17 protein-coding genes are annotated in these 15,728 nt (G+C 64.5%); 10 read left to right on the top strand and 7 right to left on the bottom strand.

From position 1 onward, the window contains the following. Nucleotides 1-94: 94 nt before the first annotated feature. The 3 genes from HS961_RS18805 to HS961_RS18815 all read right to left on the bottom strand — a co-directional run bounded on the left by HS961_RS18805 (nucleotide 95) and on the right by HS961_RS18815 (nucleotide 2,364). On the bottom strand, nucleotides 95-490 hold the full coding sequence (locus tag HS961_RS18805) for a hypothetical protein (RefSeq protein ID WP_182324605.1): 396 nt from the start codon (nucleotides 488-490) through the stop codon (nucleotides 95-97). Between the two features lie 201 nt (nucleotides 491-691). Further along, a complete protein-coding gene (locus HS961_RS18810) occupies nucleotides 692-1,216 on the bottom strand; it encodes a hypothetical protein (protein ID WP_182324607.1) in 525 nt (174 codons plus the stop codon). After that, complete coding sequence (locus tag HS961_RS18815) at nucleotides 1,216-2,364, bottom strand: cupin domain-containing protein (protein ID WP_182324609.1); 1,149 nt, start codon at nucleotides 2,362-2,364, stop codon at nucleotides 1,216-1,218. The genes HS961_RS18810 and HS961_RS18815 overlap by 1 nt, the downstream gene beginning before the upstream one ends. A gap of 53 nt (nucleotides 2,365-2,417) precedes the next feature. On the opposite strand from HS961_RS18815, the gene HS961_RS18820 reads away from it, so the two are divergent. From HS961_RS18820 to HS961_RS18845, 6 genes are all read left to right on the top strand, one after another. Further along, on the top strand, nucleotides 2,418-2,942 hold the full coding sequence (locus tag HS961_RS18820; protein WP_182324611.1) for an FKBP-type peptidyl-prolyl cis-trans isomerase: 525 nt from the start codon (nucleotides 2,418-2,420) through the stop codon (nucleotides 2,940-2,942). Nucleotides 2,943-3,054: 112 nt separating this feature from the next. After that, complete coding sequence (locus HS961_RS18825) at nucleotides 3,055-3,615, top strand: GbsR/MarR family transcriptional regulator (protein WP_182324613.1); 561 nt, start codon at nucleotides 3,055-3,057, stop codon at nucleotides 3,613-3,615. A gap of 85 nt (nucleotides 3,616-3,700) precedes the next feature. Then, a complete protein-coding gene (locus tag HS961_RS18830) occupies nucleotides 3,701-4,192 on the top strand; it encodes a thiol-disulfide oxidoreductase DCC family protein (protein ID WP_182324615.1) in 492 nt (163 codons plus the stop codon). 42 nt (nucleotides 4,193-4,234) lie between these two features. Further along, complete coding sequence (locus HS961_RS18835) at nucleotides 4,235-5,164, top strand: NAD-dependent epimerase/dehydratase family protein (protein WP_182324617.1); 930 nt, start codon at nucleotides 4,235-4,237, stop codon at nucleotides 5,162-5,164. After that, nucleotides 5,161-5,568, top strand: coding sequence for a DoxX-like family protein (locus tag HS961_RS18840; protein ID WP_182324619.1), 408 nt, complete (start codon nucleotides 5,161-5,163; stop codon nucleotides 5,566-5,568). The genes HS961_RS18835 and HS961_RS18840 overlap by 4 nt, the downstream gene beginning before the upstream one ends. Beyond that, nucleotides 5,568-6,044, top strand: coding sequence for a DUF2269 family protein (locus tag HS961_RS18845; protein ID WP_182324621.1), 477 nt, complete (start codon nucleotides 5,568-5,570; stop codon nucleotides 6,042-6,044). Before HS961_RS18840 ends, HS961_RS18845 begins: the two co-directional genes overlap by 1 nt. Before the next feature lie 4 nt (nucleotides 6,045-6,048). On the opposite strand, the gene HS961_RS18850 is transcribed toward HS961_RS18845, so the two are convergent. Beyond that, entirely contained in the window at nucleotides 6,049-6,966 is a 918-nt protein-coding gene (locus HS961_RS18850) for a Dyp-type peroxidase (RefSeq protein ID WP_182324623.1), read from the bottom strand. Nucleotides 6,967-7,171: 205 nt separating this feature from the next. On the opposite strand from HS961_RS18850, the gene HS961_RS18855 reads away from it, so the two are divergent. Then, the gene (locus HS961_RS18855; RefSeq protein WP_182324625.1) at nucleotides 7,172-8,203 is read left to right on the top strand and encodes a GlxA family transcriptional regulator; all 1,032 of its coding nucleotides are present in this window, start codon (nucleotides 7,172-7,174) and stop codon (nucleotides 8,201-8,203) included. A gap of 110 nt (nucleotides 8,204-8,313) precedes the next feature. Continuing rightward, nucleotides 8,314-9,498 carry an MFS transporter gene (locus HS961_RS18860; protein WP_182324627.1) on the top strand — a complete coding sequence of 395 codons (1,185 nt, stop codon included), beginning with the start codon at nucleotides 8,314-8,316 and terminating at the stop codon, nucleotides 9,496-9,498. Between the two features lie 13 nt (nucleotides 9,499-9,511). Here the strand turns inward: HS961_RS18860 and HS961_RS18865 are convergent, their stop codons facing one another. Both HS961_RS18865 and fumC read right to left on the bottom strand, forming a co-directional pair. Continuing rightward, the gene (locus HS961_RS18865) at nucleotides 9,512-10,354 is read right to left on the bottom strand and encodes a hypothetical protein (protein WP_238347657.1); all 843 of its coding nucleotides are present in this window, start codon (nucleotides 10,352-10,354) and stop codon (nucleotides 9,512-9,514) included. A gap of 92 nt (nucleotides 10,355-10,446) precedes the next feature. After that, nucleotides 10,447-11,838, bottom strand: coding sequence for a class II fumarate hydratase (fumC, locus tag HS961_RS18870; RefSeq protein WP_182324629.1), 1,392 nt, complete (start codon nucleotides 11,836-11,838; stop codon nucleotides 10,447-10,449). Between the two features lie 352 nt (nucleotides 11,839-12,190). On the opposite strand from fumC, the gene HS961_RS18875 reads away from it, so the two are divergent. Together HS961_RS18875 and HS961_RS18880 are read left to right on the top strand one after the other, a co-directional pair. Continuing rightward, nucleotides 12,191-13,744: a fumarate hydratase gene (locus tag HS961_RS18875; RefSeq protein ID WP_182324631.1), complete on the top strand. Its 1,554-nt coding sequence runs from the start codon at nucleotides 12,191-12,193 to the stop codon at nucleotides 13,742-13,744. A 169-nt stretch (nucleotides 13,745-13,913) separates the two neighbouring features. Continuing rightward, nucleotides 13,914-14,126 carry a hypothetical protein gene (locus HS961_RS18880; protein WP_182324633.1) on the top strand — a complete coding sequence of 71 codons (213 nt, stop codon included), beginning with the start codon at nucleotides 13,914-13,916 and terminating at the stop codon, nucleotides 14,124-14,126. An 83-nt stretch (nucleotides 14,127-14,209) separates the two neighbouring features. On the opposite strand, the gene HS961_RS18885 is transcribed toward HS961_RS18880, so the two are convergent. Further along, entirely contained in the window at nucleotides 14,210-15,598 is a 1,389-nt protein-coding gene (locus HS961_RS18885) for a GntP family permease (protein ID WP_182324635.1), read from the bottom strand. Nucleotides 15,599-15,728: the final 130 nt, after the last annotated feature.

The raw sequence follows: 15,728 nt of genomic DNA on the forward strand, positions 1-15,728 counted from the left end.
GAGCGCCCAAACAAAAAGCCCGTGCAAAGCACGGGCTCGTTCAGGCAAGTCTGCAACAGCAGGCCCGGCATGCACCAGGCCAGCCATCCAGCGCTTACTTGCTCATCGATTCCTTGGTAGCAGTCGCAGCGTTGGCAGCAGCGTCAGCAGCCGACTTGGCAGCGTCAGCAGCAGCAGCGCCAGCGTCCTTGGCGGCGTCAGCAGCGTTGTGGGCAGCGTCCTTGGTCGCGTCAGCAGCGTTGCCGGCAGCTTCCTTGGTAGCAGCAGCAGCGTTCGAAGCAGCAGCGCTGGCATCAGCAGCAGCGTCCTTGGCAGCATCGGCAGCGGCGTTAGCGGCGTCCTTGGCGGCTTCAACGGCTGGGGCTGGAGCAGGTGCTGGAGCTTCCACTGGCGCAGGTGCTGGCGCCGGCACAACAGCTTCTTCCTTCTTGCCGCAAGCAGCCAGTGCAACTGCAGCGATCATCGATGCGAGAACAAGGGACTTCTTCATTTGGATATTCCTAAGGACGGTAAATTCTTGTGGAAAGGTCCAGGGGCACGTAACCCGCCCATGGCCAAGAGTGCGTAGCACAAAGTAATAACGCCTGAGCGTCTGAAATGAATTATAGGGATTACCCGGTCCGCCTGCCTATGCTAACAGGCGCCGGAACGTTGCCGCCCCGCAACGAAAGACACGCTTGTCAACAATCGCCTACAAGCCCAGCACCGTCGCGGGAAAAGCCGGCGTGCTGGAAGAGCGAATCCACTCCTGCAATTGCTCGCCCAAGGGCACGATGGCGCTGCGCTCGGCACTGGCCACGCCCACGCAACGATCCGCATCCAGGCGCTGCACGGCCCACTGGGGCGACCAAAGCGCGCTGGGGATCCGCGAGACATCGCGGCTTAGCATTCGGCGGCATTGCAAGCGGTGATCCCAGGTCTTGCGCCACTGCAGCCAACGCGGCTGGCGCTGCGCCAGGTGGTCAAAGTGGTGGGCCAGCACCGTCATCTGCCGGCCCCGCCGGGCCCATTGGTGCAGCAGCTCCACCGCAGCGGCGCTGCCCCAAGGCCAGTCGGCAAAGTCGGCATCGGCCACGATGATCTGCGGCCAGCCCTGCTCGGCTGCCTGCTGCAGAAAATGCAGCACCTGCTTCTCAAAGGCAGCCCGGCCTTCAAAGCGACCGCTAAGGCCTTCAGCCGGTTGCCAGGCAGCGGGCGTGGGGCTGGCGCTGGTCATTACTGCGGCACCGCGTGGGCCCAACCGTCTTCGCACCACTGCGACAGCAGCTCCAGCGCATCATCGCTGGCAGCGCTGACATCGCGGCGGTCCAGATGGCGGCCATCGGCCAGCTTCTTCATCAGGCTGAAGTCGGCCCCTGCAGCGCGGTAGCTTTCGCCGTTGATGAAGAGATGCTGCTCGTCGTACATCATGCGGGTCTTGCGGTCCAGCGCCACGGCTTCCAGCATTGCTGGCGAGTCTTCGGGCTCAAACCAGACGTTGGCCTTGGGCTCGGTCAGCGCCTCGCCCAGCGCACGGGCCAGCGCCAGCGGTTCGGCCAGGCGCTTATCAATGGCGGCACGGGCAAAGTCCAGCATCGCAGGCGGTATCGCACCCGGTGCCTGCACCGCCGTTTGCTTGGGGTCCTGGTAGATCGGCGAGGCGGACTTGGCGTTCACCTCGTCCATCTCGTCGCTCTCGGACATGCGCATCAGCAGCTCGCCCGCCAGCTCTTGCTGCGCCGGGGAGCGGAAGCCGATCGAGTAGGTCATGCACTCGCCTTCGGCCACGCCATCATGGGCATAGCGCGGCGGCAGGTAGAGCATGTCGCCGGGCTCCAGCACAAACTCTTCTTCGGCCTCGAACTCGGCCAGAATTTTGAGCGGAATGCCCTCCTTCAAGCCCAGGTTCTTTTGCTTGCCGATGCGCCAGCGGCGCTTGCCATGGGCCTGCAGCAAGAACACGTCGTAGCTGTCAAAGTGCGGGCCCACGCCACCGCCATCGCTGGCATAGCTCACCATCAGGTCATCGAGGCGGGCAGCCGGCACAAAGGCAAAGCGCTGCAACAAGGCATGGGCGGCATCGCTGTGCAGATCGAGGCCCTGCAGCAGCAAGGTCCACTCCCGCGTCTTGAGCGAGGGGATGGCACGGCGGCTGAACGGGCCGTGCTTGACGCTCCAGGCACCTTCTTTGTGCTGGATCAGGCGCGATTCCACGCCCTCCTCGCCTGCCAGTTCAAACAGCTGGCTGCGCGGCAGGGGCAGTTGCAGGTCCTTCCAGTCGCTGACGGCGCCGCGCACCAGCAGCGGTTTTTTCTGCCAGTAACGGCGCATGAACTGGGCCGGGGAGATGCCCCCCAGCAGAGGCAGTGCTTGTTCGATTTGCATGGCTTTCTCAGTAATCCTCTGGGCGCCCGGGCCCAAACTGCGACAATTGTCCTATGGAAATCATTGATCAATGCGTGGTCGCCCTGACCTGGACGCTGAAAGACACTTTAGGCGAGACCCTGGACGTGCTCGACGAGCCCGTGGAATTCCTCGTCGGAGGCCAGGATTTGCTGGCCCGCGTGGAGCAGGCGCTGCAAGGCCATACCGTCGGTAGTCGCGTGCAACTGCACCTGGAGCCCGAAGACGCCTTTGGCGATTACGACGAGGAAAAGGTCTTCCTCGAGTCGCGGGCGCTGTTCCCCACCGATCTGGAAGAAGGCATGACCATTGAGGGCCATGCACTGCCCGCAGGCACCAACCCAGATGCCCCGCGCGACATGATCTACACCGTCACCGAGCTGTACCCGGAGCATGTGGTGCTGGATGGCAACCACCCGCTGGCCGGCATTGCCATTCGCCTGGACATCCAGCTGGCAGCGGTGCGCGAGGCGACCGAAGAGGAAATCGGCAGCGGCACCTGCGGCACGGGCTTCTTCCGCGTGCAACCCCAGGCGCCAGGCAATAACCTGCTGCACTGATCCAGCCTCGTCGGCAAACATCCCCCTTCCCAGGCCATCCTCAGTGATGGCCTTTTTCATAGCTTTAAATTTCTCTCTTGACAGAAATAAATGAAACCCTAGAATTCACCCCATGCAAATGACCGACATCCAACAACAATTTGTGCTGCACTGGGGCGAGATGGGATCGCTGTGGGGCGTGAACCGCACGGTCTCGCAAATCCATGCGCTGCTGTTTGTGCATGGCAAGCCGCTCAATGCCGAGCAGTTGAGCGAGACCCTGAACGTGGCGCGCTCCAATGTCAGCAACAGCTTGAAGGAGCTGCAATCCTGGCAACTGGTGCGGGTGACCCATGTGCTGGGCGACCGGCGCGATTATTTCGAGACCAGTGTTGATGTCTGGGAGCTGTTCCGCACCATCGTGCGTGAGCGCAAGGAGCGTGAGTTCGACCCCACCACCCGCCTGCTGCAGTCCTTGGTCAACAGCCCCGACTTTGCCCGCGAGAGCGCCGATGGCCAGGACCGCATCATGGCCACCTTGGAGCTGATGCAAAAGCTGGGCGCCTGGAGCGACGAGATGCTGCGCCTGTCGCCCGCCACCTTGGACAAGATTTTGACCCTGGGCGCGACCGTGCAGCGCTTTGTGCGCGGCAGCCCAGCCGCGCAAGAGCCCGAGGCGCTCGGTAAGCCCTGAGATAGCGCTGGCCGCAGTCCGTTGAGACCGGCCTTTTTTTGGCACAATTATTTCTGTTTTGACAGAAACATCGAAAGGAACGCATATGACCCGCCGAGACACCGCCGCCACCCAGTTCCCGCTGACCATTTACTACGATGCCAGCTGCCGCATGTGCAATGCCGAGATGCGCCACCTGATGCTGCGCAACCAGGCGGGCAAGCTCATCTTTATTGACGCCAGCACTGCCGACCTGAGCCAGGCCCCCGCCGACAAGGCCGCGCTGATGCAGGCCATCCATGGCGTAGGGGCCGATGGCCAGGTCTACGTCGGGGTGGACTGCCTCACCCGCGCCTATCTGGGTGTCGGCTGGGCCTGGGTGCCTCGGCTGGCGGGGCTGCCGCTGGTGGCAGGCGCGCTGGACAAGCTCTACCCCATGCTCGCCCGCAACCGCTACCGCCTGCCGCTGGCCCCCATGGCCTGGGTGCTGGAGCAAGGTCTGCAATGTACGGTGCGGCGCCAGGCCCGGCAGGCGGCAGCGCGCAGCGCGTCCTGCGCACGCGGCAGTGATGCCTGCGACATCGACCGCCCGCGCTAATCGCACGTCAAGAACCACCGCTTTTGGCCATCAGGAGACAGCATGCACAGCCCCAACACCCCCCAACCCACCGTTTTGCTCTGCGGCGGCCAGGGCTTTATCGGCCAGACGCTGGCGCGCCAGCTGCGCGCGCAGGGCATGCGCGTCATCGCAGCCAGCAGGCGCTCCCAGCCGCCGCTGCAGTTGGGCAGGATGCAGCAGCCGGCCGATTGGCTGCCCCATCTGCAAGGCGTGGACATGGTCATCAACGCCGTAGGCAGCCTGCGCGACCAGCCCGGGCCGGAAGGTGCGAGCTTGGAAGCGCTGCACCAGACCGGCCCGCAAGCGCTGTTCGAGGCCTGCGCCCAGGCGGGCGTGCGGCGCGTGATGCAGCTCTCGGCCCTGGGGGTGGAAGACAACAACACCGCCTATGCCCGCACCAAGCGTGCGGCAGATAGCCGTTTGCTGGCGTTGACCGCGCAAGGCCAGCTCGACGGCATGGTGGTGCGGCCCAGCATTGTGATGGGCGCACAAGGCGCCAGCACCCAGCTGTTTATGCGTCTGGCCTTGCTGCCGGTACTGGTGCTGCCAGCGGTGATGCAGCAGCGCCTGATCCAGCCCGTGGCCGTCGATGAGCTGGCCGAGGTGATGCTGCGGCTGCTGCAATCGTCCACCACCGGCATCGTGTCGTTGGGTGGGCCAAAGCGCCTGAGCATGGCGCAGATGATTGACAGCCTGCGCCAGCAAGCCGGCCGCAGCAGGGCCTTGCAGCTGCGCCTGCCCGGCTGGGCCACCCAGGCCAGCGCGCGGCTGGGCGATGCGGTGCCCACGAGCCCCTGGTGCAGCGCCTCCTTGCAACTGGCATCGCTGGACAACTGCTGCGACCCGGCACCAATGGCGCAGTGGTTGGGGCGCGCGCCCACCGATCCTGCGCAGATGCTGGCGTTGATTCGCAACCCGGCAGCGCCCCCTTCGCACGAAGGCCGCGCATGACCACCGCGCCCCGCGCACAGCCCATGCAGCAGCCTTTGCAGCTGCTGCGTCTGAGTCTGGTCGCCGTCTGGTTGTGGACCGGCATTGCCAGCTTGCTGCAATGGCAGGGCGAAAGCACGGCGCTGCTGGTGGCGGGCGGCATTCAGACACCCGGCATGCAGGCGTGGTTGATAGGCGGTGGCGTGGCACTGGATCTGTTACTCGGTGTGTGGTTGTTGTGCTGGCCCGGGCGCAACGCCTATGCGGCGGCGCTTAGCGCGATGCTGCTGATGACGCTGGCAGCCACGGCGCTGCTGCCCGCCCTGTGGCTGCACCCGCTGGGCCCCTTGTCCAAAAATCTGCCGATTGCCGCTGCGCTGTGGCTGCTGTGGCAGAGCAGCGCCCGCGACGGACGGAGTGAATGATGAACACCTACTTGCTGCTCAAAACCCTGCATATCCTGTCGAGCGTGCTGATGGTCGGCACCGGCTTTGGCTCGGCCTTCTATATGTTCTTTGCCAACCGCAGCGGCAATGTAGCGGCCCAGGCGGTGGTCAGCCGGCTGGTGGTGCGGGCCGACTGGTGGTTCACCACGCCGGCGGTCATCATCCAGCCGCTGAGCGGCTGGGCATTGATGGTGATGGCCGGCTGGCCCTGGCACACGCCCTGGCTGCTTCTGTCGATGGCGCTGTATGTCGTGGCGGGCCTGTGCTGGCTGCCGGTGGTGGCCATGCAAATCCGCATGGCCCATATGGCCGCCCAGGCCGATGCGCAAGGCCAGCCGCTGCCCGACGCATACAGGCGCCTGGCCGGGCGCTGGGAGGCGCTGGGCTACCCGGCTTTTGTGGCGATGCTGGGCGTGTACTACCTGATGGTCAACAAGCCCGCACTCTGGAGTTGACTGCTTACAGTCCCAACGCGCGCAAATCAACACGCCCGTTCAGCATCGGCGGGCACCAGTAGTAGGCGTTGGTAACGGGATTGGACATCTGGAACAGGCCATCTGCAATGCCATCTTCCTCGCCCGCCATGCGGCGCATCTGCGCTTCAAATGCCTCAAAGCTGCGGCCAAAACCGGCAAAGATGGCACCCACGGCATCGCTGCCATCGGGCTGCACGGCCCACCAAGGCATATTGCGGCGCAGGATAAAGGCTTCGGGGTCAAAGCTCTCCTGCGCGGTGCGCTTGACGTGGGCGGACTCGGGCGCGTCGTCCAGCTCTTCGTTGTCGCTCAGGCGGCGGCCAATCATGTGGTCCTTTTGCAGCGCGCTCATACGGGCAAAAGCCTCCATGTCATGCACCCACTGCTGCACGGCAAAGTAGCTGCCGCCGTCCAGGCCCGCACCCATGCCGTCGGCAATGGCGGCATGTACCGCATCGTCGTCCTTGGGGTTTTCAGTGCCGTCTTCGTAGCCGGTCAGATCGCGTACCGCATCCTTGCCGTTCCAGCCGTGGCGGAAGCAATCGACCACCTTCTCGCGGCTAAAGGCCGGCGCCAGCAGCGCTGCGGCTTCGCGCGACAGGCGCAGCACATCGCCCTGGTCATTGCCACGCAGCCACAGGCACAGCGCATGGGGCGTCAGCGCCAGCGGCCCTTGGGGCCCGGTGATGGCCGGAAAATTGCGCAAACCTGGTACCTGCACACCCAGCAGCTCTGCCACCGGTTGGCCGATGCAGACGACGACCTGCTCACCATCGGCCCATTGCTGCAAACGCGCCAGCGCGGCACGCACGGCCGGGGCATCGCCCGAGAGTTTCCAGAGTTGGTAGCGGCTTGCAGCTGGCAAATCCAGCAGGATTCCTGGTTGGTTCAAGGCGGTCATCGTGTTCGGTGCGCGCAGCTGTATCGCTGCGTTTTGGCTATGGGATGGCAATCGGCTATTGTCGCGCAGCTGTCCTACCAACACGGCGCTTGGCCGTTTGCATTGCCCAATCACCGCCATAGCTGTTGCATTTGGGCTTCACCTTGGCAGAATCTGTGCGATCAATGTCATTGCTGCCAAATGGCAATACACGCACACTCTGCGCATGCCCCAGCCCGACACCATCCCGGCCCAGCGTGCCCAGCCCGGCCACCGCGTCCTCTGCATCGCCTACCCGCGTGCAATGAGCCTGGACATCACCGGCCCCATGCAGGTGTTTGCCACCGCCAACGATGTGCGCCAGCGCCAGGGGCTGCCCGCCTTTTACGAGCTGGTCTTTGCGGGCTTGGAGGCCGGGCCGGTCAGCCTGTCCTGTGGCTTGCAGATACTGGCCACCCAAGGCCTGCGCCAGCTGCGCCCGGGTGCCAATAGCACCGTGCTGATACCGGGGGGCGATGGCGTGGTGGAGGTGCAGCACCACAGCGGCCTGCGCCAATGGCTGCAGCGCACGGCGCCCAAGGTGCAGCGCCTGGGCTCCGTCTGCTCGGGCGCGCTGATTCTGGCCCGCGCGGGCTTGCTTGATGGCTTGCCCGCCACCACCCACTGGTGCCGCCTGGCCGAGCTGGCGGCGATGGAGCGCCCCATCCAGGTGGAGGGCGACCGTCTACACACCTTTGATGCCAACCATCCGCAGCAGCGCCATATCTTTACCTCCGCCGGAGTCACCTCGGGCATTGACCTGGCGCTCGGCCTGGTCGAGGCCGACCTGGGCCGCAGCATGGCGCTGGCCGTCGCCCGGCACCTGGTGATGTTTGTGCGCCGGCCGGGGGGCCAGGCGCAGTTCAGCCCGCTGCTGGCGGCCGAGACCACGCAGGCGCCGCGCCTGGCCGGGCTGCTGGAATGGATTCCCGGCCACCTGGGCGAGCGCCTAAGCGTCGAGCAACTGGCCGCGCAGGCCTGCCTGCCGCCACGCACTTTGGCCCGCGTGTTCCAGCAAGAGCTGGGCACCACGCCCGCACGCTATGTGGAGCGCGTGCGGCTGCAGGCTGCCACCACCTTGCTCAGCCAGCGCCAGGCCTCCGTATCGACGGTGGCGCGGATCTGCGGCTTTGGCCACCCGGAAAACCTGCGCCGCAGCTTTCACAAGACCTTGGCCGTCAGCCCCCAGGCCTTTGCCGAGCGCTTTGGCACCGGCTAGCCCAGGGCCGCCGCTAAGCGGCTGAACCCACCGTTGCCCCTCCATGCGATCCGGACCGCCTGCGCTGCCCGGCAGCACCCACACGCCCCTTCATTCTCTGATCACCGCCCATGCTCCTCAAACACCATCCCCAACTGCTCACCCTCAGCATTGCGCAAGCGCTGTACTGGTCCTGCTCCATCATCGGCATTGCGTTGACGGGCTTGGTCGGCCAGCGCCTCTCCCCCTGGCCAGTGTTGGCGACGCTGCCGCTGACCTTGCTGGTGGCAGGCAACCTGCTGTCGATTGGCCAGTTGGCCCGCTGGATGCAGCGGCATGGCCGCGCGCGGGGCCTGCAATATGGGGCGCTGCTGGGGCTAGCGGCCGGGCTGCTGGCCGCCTGGGCGGTGGTGCAGGCCAGCTTTGGGCTGTTTTGCCTGGCGATGCTGCTGCTGGGCGGCTACCAGGCCTCCGCCGGCTTCTACCGCTTTACCGCGCTGGATGGCATGCCGGCAGAACACAGCGGCCGTGCGGCAGCCTGGGTGCTGGCGGGCGGTATCGCAGCGGCGCTGCTGGCACCCACGTTGGCCATCCAGGCCGCCGATGCCCTGGCTACGCCGCTGGCCGGCGCGTATGTGGCGATTGCAGTGCTGGCTTTGCTGGCTTGCGCGCTGCTGCAATGCCTGCCGGCGCGCCTGCACCTGCCGATGCAGGCCAAGTCTGCGGCCGAGCCCACGGTCACGCGCCGCCAGCTCTGGCAGCGCCCTGCGCTGCAGCAGGCCATCATTCTCAGCGCCTGCGGCCATGGGCTGATGGTGCTGGTGATGAACGCCACCCCGCTGGCGATGCATGGCGCAGGCCACTCACTGGCCAGCTCCACCCAGGTGATCCAGTGGCATGTGCTGGGCATGTTTGCGCCGTCCTTGTTTGCGGGTCGCGCGGTGGACCGCTTTGGCGCGCGGCGCCTGGCTTGGCTGGGTGCGGCGTTGCTGGCGGCCAGCGCCTGCGTTGCGCAGGTTGGCATGCAGTTCATGCCCTTTTTGCTCAGCTCCTTGCTGCTGGGTGCCGGTTGGAACCTGATGATTCTGGCGGGCACCAGCCTGCTGAACCAGGCCAGCACGCACCAGGAGCGCAGCCAGGCCCAGCCGATGATGGAATGGAGCAACAACGGCAGCGCAGCGCTGATGTCGCTCAGCTGCGGCGTGCTGATCCAGACCCTGGGTTGGCAGGCGGTGAATGTGGCGATGTTGCTGACCCTGGCGCTGCTGGCCTGGCAAGACGTACGGTCGGCATGGGCGGCGCGGGCGCAGGTCTAATTCCGGTCCCGCTTTAAGCAGGCTTGCGTGCCAGGCGCTCACGCCAGATACGCTCCACCCAGGGCGCAAATCCGCCATCCACCGCCGTCAGCAAAGGCAGGCCCGTAGCATCCACCGCCTCTGCCAGCGCATCGCTCCAACCCTGGCTGCCCCACAGGGCTTGCAAAGGCGCAGCCAGCACCCACTCCTGGCCCCAAAAATACAGCTGCGTCGCCTGCACATTCGCCTGCATCTGCTGCACCTCGGCCAGGGCCTGCGGCTCGGCCAGCTGCAGCCATATATCGGCATACAAAAAATCGACCGGTTGCTGCGGCGCCGGGCGCCACTGCAGCGCATCGGCTTGCACGATATGAATTTTGGCGGCGGCCTCGGCCGGCAAACCTTCCAGCACCTGCATCTGCTCAAACAGCGCAATCACCTCCGGGTCGCGCTCCACCACGGTCAACCGCTGCACGGCGGGGTTCAACGCGATATTGGCCGTCACCCAGCCCATCCCCAGGCCCATGACCACCGTGTGGCCCTGTGCATGCAGGCAGGCCAGCTCCTGACTTTCGATCTCGAAAGGCGACAGCGACATCCAGGTGTCCCAGCCGCCTTGCCCGTTCTTGCGCAGCAGCGCTGTCGTGCTGCCATAGATGCAGGCACCGCTGTAATAGCCTCGGTCCAGCCCCATGCCGCCGCGCAGCAACCGCCAGGCGCCCTGCTCGCCCAGCTGGTACAGGGGCATGTGCCAGGGTGCCTCAAACACCGGCACGCCCAGCGCCTGCGCCAGCGCATGGATATCCACGCCGCCCTCGGGCAAAGCTGTGCCGGGCGGGGAAGAGGCGGTCAACGCTTGCATGGGCTCTGAGGACATGAAGAATTCCAAGTAGAAAGGCAGAAACCGCCAGTGTAAAAGCACAAGGCCCGCAGCAAAGCGGGCCCTGGAACGGTCAAGCGTGTAGACGCTTACAGATTGCCGACCATATGCTCGGGCACAACCCACTGGTCAAACTGCTCGGCCGTCACATGGCCGCTGGCCACGGCGGCATCGCGCAGGCTGCTGCCTTCTTTGTGGGCCTTCTTGGCGATGTAGGCCGCCTTGTCGTAGCCGATATGGGTGTTGAGCGCAGTGACCAACATCAGCGAGCGGCTGACCAGCTCAGTGATGCGCTCGCGGTTCGGCTCGATGCCGACGGCGCAGTGGTCGTTAAAGCTCACCATGCCATCGGCCAGCAGGCGCACGCTCTGCAGGAAGTTATGCGCCACCATCGGGCGGAACACATTCAGCTCGAAGTTGCCCGAGGCGCCGCCGACGTTGATCGCGGCATCGTTGCCAAACACCTGGGCGCAGAGCATGGTCATCGCTTCGCACTGCGTGGGGTTGACCTTGCCCGGCATGATGGACGAGCCCGGCTCGTTCTCGGGGATGGAGATCTCGCCCAGGCCGCTGCGCGGGCCCGATGCCAGCCAGCGCACATCGTTGGAGATTTTCATCAGGCTGGCCGCCAGGGTCTTGAGGGCACCATGGCCAAACACCAGGGCATCGCAGGAGCCCAGCGATTCAAACTTGTTGGGCGAGGTGATGAATGGGTAGCCGGTCAGCTTGGCCAGCTCTTGCGCCACGCCTTCGGCATAGCCCTTGGGCGCGTTCAGGCCCGTGCCCACGGCGGTGCCGCCCAGCGCCAGCTCATATAGATGTGGCAGTGCCGACTTGATGTGCTTGGCGCCGTGCTCCAGCTGCGCCACCCAGCCGGATATCTCCTGGCCCAGGGTCAGCGGCGTGGCATCTTGCAGGTGGGTGCGGCCGATCTTGACGATGTCGTTGAAGGCCTCGCTCTTGGCCTGCAGGGTGCGGCGCAGCTTCTCCAGCGCGGGCAGCAGCTTGCGCTCGATGGCGGTGACGGCCGCCACATGCATGGCGGTCGGGTACACGTCGTTGCTCGACTGGCTTTTGTTCACATCATCATTGGGGTGGACCAGGCGCGACTCGCCGCGCTCACCACCCAGCAGCTCGCTGGCGCGGTTGGCCAGCACTTCATTGACGTTCATGTTCGTCTGCGTGCCCGAGCCCGTCTGCCACACCACCAGCGGGAACTCATCGGGGTGCTGGCCGGCGGTCACCTCATCGGCGGCGGCATTGATGGCCTTGGCTTTTTTCTCATCGAGCAGGCCCAGCGCGTGGTTGACGGTGGCACTGGCCTTTTTCACCTGCGCCAGCGCATGGATGATTTCACCGGGCTGCTTCTCGCCACTGATGTCAAAGTTCTGCAGCGAGCGCTGCGTCTGGGCGCCCCAGAGTTTGTCGGCCGGCACATCGATCAGGCCGAATGTGTCTTTTTCCTGGCGGGTAGCTGTCATGCTTGGATCACTCCTGGTATCTCAACAATTGCAACGCGGCTCGTCTGGCTGGTAAGCGTCTGGCTGGTGGGCCGCCGGATTCATACATATGGCGCCGCCCGCTCAACAAGGAGACGGGCGCGGCATCGCATCCTAACGCAGTCAATAACAGCCGTTCTCATCTGCAGCAAGCAGCCATGCTGCGCGCATGCCCTTGCAGCGGAAGGACGCTTGCGCGACACCTGAGTCTTCTAGAAGACTTATCGGGCATTTGCCACCACCGGTCCGGTGAAAGGCCGATAATTGCCCCCGTGATCCCGAGCGCCATCGGCAGCATAGCCTTGCGCAATCCAAAACCCACCCCACAAGCACGATGACCACCTCCATCCGTCAGCAGGACCTGATCGACTCGATCGCGGGCGCCCTGCAGTACATCAGCTACTACCACACACCGGATTTCATCCAGCACCTGGCACGGGCCTACGAGCGCGAGCAAAGCCCGGCGGCCAAGGATGCGATGGCCCAGATCCTCACCAATTCCAAGATGAGCGCGACTGGCCAGCGCCCCATCTGCCAGGACACCGGAATCGTCAACGTGTTCCTGAAGGTAGGCATGGAGGTGAAGTGGGAAGACTTCACGATGGGCCTGGAAGACGCCATCAACGAAGGCGTGCGCCGTGGCTACAACCACCCCGACAACACCTTGCGCGCCTCCGTGGTGGCCGATCCCCACTTTGCCCGCAAGAACACCAAGGACAACACGCCTGCCGTCATCAATGTGCAGATCGTGCCGGGTGACAAGCTGGATGTGACCGTCGCCGCCAAGGGTGGCGGCTCGGAGAACAAGTCCAAGATGATCATGATGAACCCCAGCGACAGCATCGTTGACTGGGTGCTCAAGACCGTTCCCACGATGGGCGCAGGCTGGTGCCCACCGGGCATGCTGGGCATCGGCATTGGCGGCACCGCTGAAAAAGCCGTGCTGCTGGCCAAGGAAAGCCTGATGGAAGACCTCGACATGTACCAGCTGCAGCAAAAAGCCGCCAGCGGTTCCGAGCTGGACCAGGTGGAAAAATTGCGCCTGGAGCTGTTCGAGAAGGTCAATGCCCTCGGCATTGGCGCCCAGGGCCTGGGCGGCCTCACCACGGTGCTGGATGTGAAGATCAACATGTACCCCACGCACGCGGCCTCCAAGCCCGTGGCGATGATCCCCAACTGCGCCGCCACCCGCCACGCCCACTTCGTGATGGACGGCTCCGGCCCCGTGTACCTGGACCCCCCATCGCTGGACACCTGGCCCAAGATTGAATGGGCTCCGGACTACAACAAGTCCAAGCGCGTGAACCTGAACACGCTGACCAAGGAAGAAGTGGCCAGCTGGAAGCCGGGCGACACGATCTTGCTCAACGGCAAGATGCTCACCGGCCGCGATGCTGCCCACAAGCGCATCCAGGACATGCTGGCCAAGGGCGAGCCGCTGCCCGTCGACTTCACCAACCGCGTGATCTACTACGTCGGCCCGGTCGACCCTGTGCGTGACGAAGTCGTTGGCCCTGCCGGCCCGACGACTGCCACCCGCATGGACAAGTTCACTGACATGATGCTGTCGCAGACCGGCCTGATCGCGATGATCGGCAAGTCCGAGCGCGGCCCGGTCGCCATCGAAGCCATCAAGAACCACAAATCGGCCTACCTGATGGCCGTGGGCGGCGCCGCCTACCTGGTCTCCAAGGCCATCAAGCACGCCAAGGTGGTCGGTTTTGCCGATCTAGGCATGGAAGCCATCTATGAATTCGACGTGGTCGACATGCCCGTGACCGTGGCCGTGGATGCCGGCGGCACCAGCGCCCACATCACCGGCCCGGCGATCTGGAAGGAAAAGATCGCGACCGGCGAATTCAAGGGCATTGAAGTCGCTGGCGCCTGATTGCGCTGCGACGCTCACCAGACAACCGCCTCCGGGCGGTTTTTTGCTGTAGCAAGGCCTGAAAACCCGTTGCTTTACCCTGTCCACCCTGCAAACATTACTATGCTTCGCCCCTAGGTACGGCGCATGCTGTATCGTGGAGGCTGAACACCGCTAAGGAACAAAAAACATGGCCAAGCCGAATTATCAGTACGAGAAGCGCCAGCGCGAGCTGGAAAAGAAGAAGAAAAAAGCAGAAAAAGCCCAGCGCAAGGCCAGCGGACTGCCTGATACGGATACCCCGGACGGCAACGAGGACGCGACTGAATCGCAGCCAGACGCAGACGCTGCGCCCGCTGACGCCAGCGACGCACCCGCAGAGCAAGCCAAGCCAGCAGACTGACCAGACACAGCCCGGCAGGGCAAAAAAATGGGCCGCCAGCATCGCTGCTGCGGCCCATTCGCATTTCTAAAGGCTGCTAGCCACTAGTCACCGAGAGCAGGCAAGGTGTTGAACAGCAGCACCATCAAGAGGCCCACAAAGGAGACGATGGACTGCACCACGGTGATGGTGCGGGTCGCCTCGCCCATGGTCATGCCAAAGGATTCCTTGACCATCCAGAAACCGGCATGGTTGGCATAGTTGAAGAACAAGGAGCCGCAGCCAATCGACAAGGCCAGCAAAGGCAGGTTCAGGCTCGGGTCAGCAGCCGCCAGCGGTGCCAGCAAACCGGCAGCGCCCACAATGCCCACGGTGGCCGAGCCGGTCGATACCGACAGCAGCATCGCAATCAGCCAGCCCAGCACCAGCGGCGGAAACGCAAACTGGTGCGTCATGTGCACGATGGCATCGCCCACCTTGGCGCTGGTCAGCACCTGCTGGAAAGCGCCGCCACCGGCAATGATCATGATGATGCCGGCAATCGGCTTGAGGCTGGCGCCCAAGGTGTCGCGCAGTTTTTCGGCGTCGCCGCTGCGCAGGTAGACCAGGGTAAAGGCCGCAAACAGCACGCCCAGCAGCATCGCAATCAGCGGGTTGCCCAGGAAGGTAGCGACCTGCAGCAGGGCCGAGCCCTTGGGCAAAGCCATCTCGGCCAGCGCATGGGCCAGCATCAGCAGCGCGGGCAGCAAGGCAGACAGCACGCCCATCGCAATGCCGGGCTGGTCCTTGCTGTTATCGGCCTTGGCTTCGGTAAATTGGTCCAGCAGCGCCTGCTCGGGCCGGGTCGTCATGCGCGGGGTGATAAAGGCGCCATACAGGGGGCCGCCCAGCACCATCGCCGGCAAGGCCGCGAGAAAGCCATAGAGCATCGTCGGGCCGACGGTGGTCTTCAAGGTGGCAATGGCAGTCAGCGGGCCTGGATGGGGCGGCACCATGCCGTGCATCGCCGCCAGCGCCGCAATCACCGGCACGCCCACATAAACATAGGCGGAGCCTTTGAAGTTTTCCCGGCTCTCCAGCTTGCGTGCAACGCTGAAGATCAGCGGCAGCATCACCACCAGACCCACCTCGAAGAACATCGGAATGCCGATGATGAAGGCCACCAGGGTCATCGCCCAGGGAATCATCCGGTCCGAGGTATGGCGCAGGATGGCATTGGCCAAGCGCTCGGTGGTGCCGGAATCGGCCAGGATCTTGCCGAGCATGGCGCCCAAGGCAATCACCACACCCACAGCGCCCAGGGTTTTGCCCGCGCCGTTGGTGATGTTCTTGGCAATGTCGCCAGGCGCCATGCCGGTGGCAAAGCCCACGCCGATACAGACGATGAGCAAGGCCAGCAAGGGGTGCATGCGGATGCGCGAGACGATCAGCGCGACCAGCACCAGCACGCTCACCAAGGCGGTCAGCAGCAATTGGATATCGTAATTTGACATGCGAGAAGAGGTGGATTTGTGACACGCATCCCCAGCCGCCCACCGCAAGCAGGGGCCTGGGCATGCCCCAACCCCGCCATCCTACGCCGATCCGCCGCCCTAGGCTGTAGTCGGACTTCGCGGTGCTGGG

Source organism: Comamonas piscis (assembly GCF_014109725.1).
GTDB lineage: Bacteria > Pseudomonadota > Gammaproteobacteria > Burkholderiales > Burkholderiaceae_C > Comamonas > Comamonas piscis.

Coding starts and splice junctions, on each gene's coding strand:
- HS961_RS18805 (WP_182324605.1), bottom strand. CDS start 490: ATGAAGAAGTCCCTTGTTCTCGCATCGATGATCGCTGCAGTTGCACTG.
- HS961_RS18810 (WP_182324607.1), bottom strand. CDS start 1,216: ATGACCAGCGCCAGCCCCACGCCCGCTGCCTGGCAACCGGCTGAAGGC.
- HS961_RS18815 (WP_182324609.1), bottom strand. CDS start 2,364: ATGCAAATCGAACAAGCACTGCCTCTGCTGGGGGGCATCTCCCCGGCC.
- HS961_RS18820 (WP_182324611.1), top strand. CDS start 2,418: ATGGAAATCATTGATCAATGCGTGGTCGCCCTGACCTGGACGCTGAAA.
- HS961_RS18825 (WP_182324613.1), top strand. CDS start 3,055: ATGCAAATGACCGACATCCAACAACAATTTGTGCTGCACTGGGGCGAG.
- HS961_RS18830 (WP_182324615.1), top strand. CDS start 3,701: ATGACCCGCCGAGACACCGCCGCCACCCAGTTCCCGCTGACCATTTAC.
- HS961_RS18835 (WP_182324617.1), top strand. CDS start 4,235: ATGCACAGCCCCAACACCCCCCAACCCACCGTTTTGCTCTGCGGCGGC.
- HS961_RS18840 (WP_182324619.1), top strand. CDS start 5,161: ATGACCACCGCGCCCCGCGCACAGCCCATGCAGCAGCCTTTGCAGCTG.
- HS961_RS18845 (WP_182324621.1), top strand. CDS start 5,568: ATGAACACCTACTTGCTGCTCAAAACCCTGCATATCCTGTCGAGCGTG.
- HS961_RS18850 (WP_182324623.1), bottom strand. CDS start 6,966: ATGACCGCCTTGAACCAACCAGGAATCCTGCTGGATTTGCCAGCTGCA.
- HS961_RS18855 (WP_182324625.1), top strand. CDS start 7,172: ATGCCCCAGCCCGACACCATCCCGGCCCAGCGTGCCCAGCCCGGCCAC.
- HS961_RS18860 (WP_182324627.1), top strand. CDS start 8,314: ATGCTCCTCAAACACCATCCCCAACTGCTCACCCTCAGCATTGCGCAA.
- HS961_RS18865 (WP_238347657.1), bottom strand. CDS start 10,354: ATGTCCTCAGAGCCCATGCAAGCGTTGACCGCCTCTTCCCCGCCCGGC.
- fumC (WP_182324629.1), bottom strand. CDS start 11,838: ATGACAGCTACCCGCCAGGAAAAAGACACATTCGGCCTGATCGATGTG.
- HS961_RS18875 (WP_182324631.1), top strand. CDS start 12,191: ATGACCACCTCCATCCGTCAGCAGGACCTGATCGACTCGATCGCGGGC.
- HS961_RS18880 (WP_182324633.1), top strand. CDS start 13,914: ATGGCCAAGCCGAATTATCAGTACGAGAAGCGCCAGCGCGAGCTGGAA.
- HS961_RS18885 (WP_182324635.1), bottom strand. CDS start 15,598: ATGTCAAATTACGATATCCAATTGCTGCTGACCGCCTTGGTGAGCGTG.